Consider the following 4,629-nt stretch of genomic DNA (forward strand, 5'->3'; position numbering starts at 1 on the left):
GAACTGCTACGATCTCTCGTTTTCAGTGGTGCAAATATAGAGCGTTTTTCTCTTTTGCCAAAATATTTTTAAGACAAATTTTATCTGATCTTAATAATCAGTTAAAAATCAGTCTGTTTATTTTTATTTAAAGTAAATTCTGAAACTTTAGTCCTGCGAAAACAGCGATGATTCCTAGTAAAACGCTGAGAGCAATGTAGAGAATCATTATTCCGAACTGTTGGCTTTCCCAGAGTGAATAATTTTCGATACTGAATGCAGAAAAAGTAGTGAAACCGCCACAAAGTCCTGTTATTAAGAGATATTTTAATCCGTCATCATTTTTAATTAGAGAGGATGTTAAAAAACCAATCATAAAACAGCCCAAAACATTCACTGCCAGAGTACCTACAGGAAAACTGCTGATTTTCCACAGTTTTTGAGTGTGGAATGATATCAGATAGCGTAAAATGCTTCCCACACCTCCACCGATAAATATGTAAAACAGATTTCTCATCAAAAGAAACGCACCCAGACAGGTGCGTTTGATATTTAAATTTTAGTGAAGTTCTGCCAGATACTTTTCTGCATCCATTGCAGCCATACAACCGCTTCCTGCCGCTGTTATTGCCTGTCTGTAAATGTGATCCTGAACATCTCCGGCAGCAAATACACCTGGAAGATTTGTTCTTGTAGAACCTTTTTCAGTTGCGATATATCCGTTTTCGTCTAAATCGATTTGTCCAACGAAAATATCTGTATTCGGTTTGTGACCGATGGCAATGAAAATTCCATGAACGTCTACAGTAGATTGTTCCTGAGTCTGATTATTTATCACAACAGCTCTTTCTACCAAATTGTTTTCACCTTCAATTCCGATTAATTCGTGATGGAATTTCACTTCAATATTCGGTGTGTTTTCCACTCTGTGAATCATTGCTTTCGAAGCTCTGAACTCGTCTTTTCTTACCAACATGGTTACTTTATTAACCAATTTAGCAAGATATGTTGCCTCCTCAGCAGCTGTATCGCCTGCACCAACTACCACAACATCTTTTCCTCTGTAGAAAAATCCGTCACATGTTGCACACGCTGAAACTCCTCCTCCATTGTATTTTTTCTCATCATCGAGACCAAGATATTTTGCGGTCGCTCCGGTAGAAATAATCACAGATTTAGCAAAAATCTCTTTATTCCCAGCATATAGTTTATGAACACCACCCACTTCTTTTGAGAACTCGGCTTTGGTGATCATTTCGTAATGCACTTTTGTATCAAATCTTTCAGCCTGCTTCTGCAGATCCATCATCATTTCAGGACCTGTAATTCCGGCAGGATAGCCTGGAAAATTATCAACTTCAGTAGTAGTTGTTAACTGTCCGCCTGGCTCCAAACCAGTGTACAACTGAGGTTTCAGATCTGCTCTTGCTGCGTAGATTGCTGCCGTGAAGCCGGAAGGTCCGGATCCTACGATTACACAATCTAAAATATTTTCTTCCATAATTTATTTATCAATTTCAAGGGTGCTAAGGTCGGAATTTTTAATGTTTTATTAAAGTAAAATTAATGATACTTGTCAATATTTAATATGTTAAAAGTCGATGAAGGTATTCAAGTTAATCTAAATCTTCAGGAACCTTCTCAATTTAGAATTGACATTGTTTTTATTCAGATTGAAAACTTTAAAACCATCCTCAGCTGAAGATCCGTTTCTTAAGACAGTGAATAGTTTTTCTCTTCCAAATTCAGCAATAATCATTTCACAAATAACTGCTGAAACCACGTAAGGAACCGGAGTTTCTTTTTCAAAATATAATCTTTCGTAAACATTTAAATGTTTCAAAACATCAAAATCAGGATTTTCTGTGAGGAATTTTTTCAGTTTTTCTTTTTGCCATTGGTAATCAAACTTTCCGCTTCCGCCAAAGTAAGTAGCAATTCCTTCATAGAAATATGAATTTATTCCTGGGAAAAGTTTAGACGTATATAAATGAACAACTTCATGCGTGTAATATTCCGAATTATTTCCAGATATGATGATATTGTAATCTTCTGCAAATCCGCCAGAGTCGCTTGTATACATCATCGGATGATAATCAAATCCTTTTAATTTAAAGACTTCTTCCGGTGAAACTGCAGAATAATAAAATATCGGAAACTTCTCAACTCCAAAAAACTCTGAGAGAAGCTTAATGTCTGCCTTTTGTCTTTCAACTTCTTCGTGACTAAAATTTTTCGTAGGCGAAATATAGTACTTTAAATTATCTTCGTTTTTGATTCGCCAATCTTTTGTTACATAATTAATGTATTTACTGAAGAAAATTTTGCCGTCAATTTTTACTGCAATCATGTTGTAAATTGCTTTGATCAGATTTGATTCTGTTTCTTCGTTGTAACCGATATATGCTACTTTCACAATTTTTTTATCGTCTTCGCCAGTAGAAATAATTTCCATTAATGAGGGTTGATAAAAATTACTTCCCATCTTTCCGCTTTCAATACCAATAAGCTCTTGGTAAGGAAATTTGAACATTTTAATATCAGATTCTATCCAAAATTTTGAACTTTGTGTTTCTAAAAACTTCCCAAGCGTTTCAATAATTTGAATGTTTAAAGAATCTTTCCGGTCGACAGAAGGCGATATTGATTTTATTTTGGATTGAGAATAAGAAAACTGAAAAAGTAAAACGAATATGATTGCAAAAAAAAATTTCATTCTAAAATATTTGTATTAAAACAACAGTGATTATTAACTAAAAAGTCATTGTTAAAAACACTTTGCGACCCGACCTGAGTGGAGCTCTTTTTGTAAGCCAAGGGAAATGCGGTGGCACAAAAAAGCGGGAACGGAGGGCGGAAATTGTCGCCATAATAAAAAATATAAAAACTGACTTTCGACGCAGTCAAATTGTCGCCACAAAAAATACAGTTGACTTTCGAAGGAGTCACATTGTCGCTCAAATAAAAATTTACTTACAAGGAAAAATTGACAATTTACATTTCACCATTGACTTTACATTTTCGTCTTAATTTTATCAATATTGATAATCTTGTAAACCAATTCTTTAATCAACTGAGCGTCATCCATATTAACGGCTCCCAGACCCTTTCCTTTCATATCAAATTCCCTTAACGTAGAAATAACTCTCGTTGCATGTTTCAGTGGATAAAACCTGGCGGCTTCGGCAAAATCTTTCACAAAATAAGGATTGATGCCCATCTGTGAAGCAATCGAGTTGGGTGACTGCCCGATCATCGTGTTGTAAATGATAATGTTGGAAAAGTAATTATACAGACTCGCGAGCATCATCACAAAAGGATTGTTTTTTGGATTTTTGCCCATGTAATAAGCAATTTTCATTGCAGCGTCTGCGTTTTTTGAACCTAAAGCCTTCTGCAGCTCAAAAACATTGTACTCTTTGGAAATTCCGATGTGGTTTTCCACAAGCGTGCCGTCTAAAACTTCGCCTTCTTTCAGAATGATTTTCAGTTTTCCCAGTTCATTGCCAATCCTGGAAAGGTCGTTGCCCAGGTATTCTGCCAGTAAATGGGAAATGTTCGGAGCTGTTTTAATATTGAGTCTCAAACATTCGTCAGCAATCCATTTGGCAAGATTAAAATCTTTCACCGATTCGCTGAGAAATAAAAATTTTCCTTTATCTAAAAGCTTCGTGACTTTTTTCCTGCTGTCTAATTTCTTGTGTTTGTGGGCAAAAACGAGAACCGTTGAAGGAATCGGGTTTTCAAAATAAACTTCAAGAGCTTTACTTTCCTCCTCTCCCATCCTCAGATCCTGTGCCTCCTTCACGATAATCACCTGCTTATCTCCCATCATCGGAAACTGTCTCGCCAAAGAAAGGACTTCCTGATAGGTCGTGTCTTTTCCGTATGCAACGGTTTGGTTAAAGGCTTTTTCATCCTCCTCAAGAAAGTTGTGTTCAAGAGCTTTTACAGCAATATCAATAAAGTAAGGTTCTTCTCCGTGAAAAAAATAAATAGGTAAAACTTCTTTATTTTTAATATTTTTGAGGATTAAATCTAATTCTTTCATCTTATTAAATGGAACTTCCCAAACTCAATTTTCAGGAAACTTTTGATTTTAAATTCAGGAAAGACAAAGATAAGTTTTTTATCTATGATTTGGTTCGTAAAACTTACCTTTTGCTGACGCCTGAAGAGTGGGTTCGCCAGCACTGGATTCATTATTATCTTACCGTAAAATCTTATTCTACATCGGCTTTAATAACCGAAAAAAAGATTGTTCTGAATGGTTTGACGAAACGGATTGACCTTTTAGTAACTGAAAAAGCACAGCCTAAAATTTTAATTGAATGCAAGGCGCCACAGATTAAATTAACTGAGAAAACCTTCGAACAGACAGCGAGATACAACTCGATTATCGGAGCTTCTGAAATTGTTTTGACGAATGGTTTGCAGCACATTAATGCGAAATTCAAAGAAGGAAATTATACTTTTTACAAATCTTAATTCCAATTAACTGATGACCCGAAATGCAATTCTTTTTTCATTTTTATTGTTTTCGATTTTTACTTTTTCGCAGTCGAAAGTTTTAATTAATAACAGCCTGAATGTTGTAGAAGATACTGTAAAAAGAAAAAAAATCACTGATGTATTGAATCATTTTTTTTT

Annotated in this window: 5 protein-coding genes; 1 reads left to right on the top strand and 4 read right to left on the bottom strand. The window is 35.1% G+C overall.

Annotated features, from left to right (window positions below; translation table 11 throughout):
• Positions 1 to 127: 127 nt before the first annotated feature.
• From crcB to holA, 4 genes are all read right to left on the bottom strand, one after another.
• A complete protein-coding gene (crcB, locus tag ASG21_RS11635; protein ID WP_056080037.1) occupies positions 128 to 496 on the bottom strand; it encodes a fluoride efflux transporter CrcB in 369 nt (122 codons plus the stop codon).
• 42 nt (positions 497 to 538) lie between these two features.
• Positions 539 to 1,480 (bottom strand): thioredoxin-disulfide reductase, encoded by a 942-nt coding sequence (gene trxB, locus ASG21_RS11640; protein ID WP_056080040.1) that lies wholly within the window; start codon positions 1,478 to 1,480, stop codon positions 539 to 541.
• Between the two features lie 120 nt (positions 1,481 to 1,600).
• Positions 1,601 to 2,695, bottom strand: coding sequence for a hypothetical protein (locus ASG21_RS11645; protein ID WP_056080043.1), 1,095 nt, complete (start codon positions 2,693 to 2,695; stop codon positions 1,601 to 1,603).
• 297 nt (positions 2,696 to 2,992) lie between these two features.
• Complete coding sequence (holA, locus tag ASG21_RS11650) at positions 2,993 to 4,030, bottom strand: DNA polymerase III subunit delta (RefSeq protein ID WP_056080047.1); 1,038 nt, start codon at positions 4,028 to 4,030, stop codon at positions 2,993 to 2,995.
• Positions 4,031 to 4,038: 8 nt separating this feature from the next.
• Here holA and ASG21_RS11655 point away from each other — a divergent pair, with 8 nt between their 5' ends.
• Positions 4,039 to 4,467, top strand: a complete 429-nt coding sequence (locus ASG21_RS11655; RefSeq protein WP_056080051.1) for a type I restriction enzyme HsdR N-terminal domain-containing protein — start codon at positions 4,039 to 4,041, stop codon at positions 4,465 to 4,467.
• The last annotated feature ends 162 nt before the right edge of the window (positions 4,468 to 4,629 follow it).

It is taken from the genome of Chryseobacterium sp. Leaf394, assembly GCF_001424105.1.
Taxonomy (GTDB): Bacteria; Bacteroidota; Bacteroidia; order Flavobacteriales; family Weeksellaceae; genus Chryseobacterium.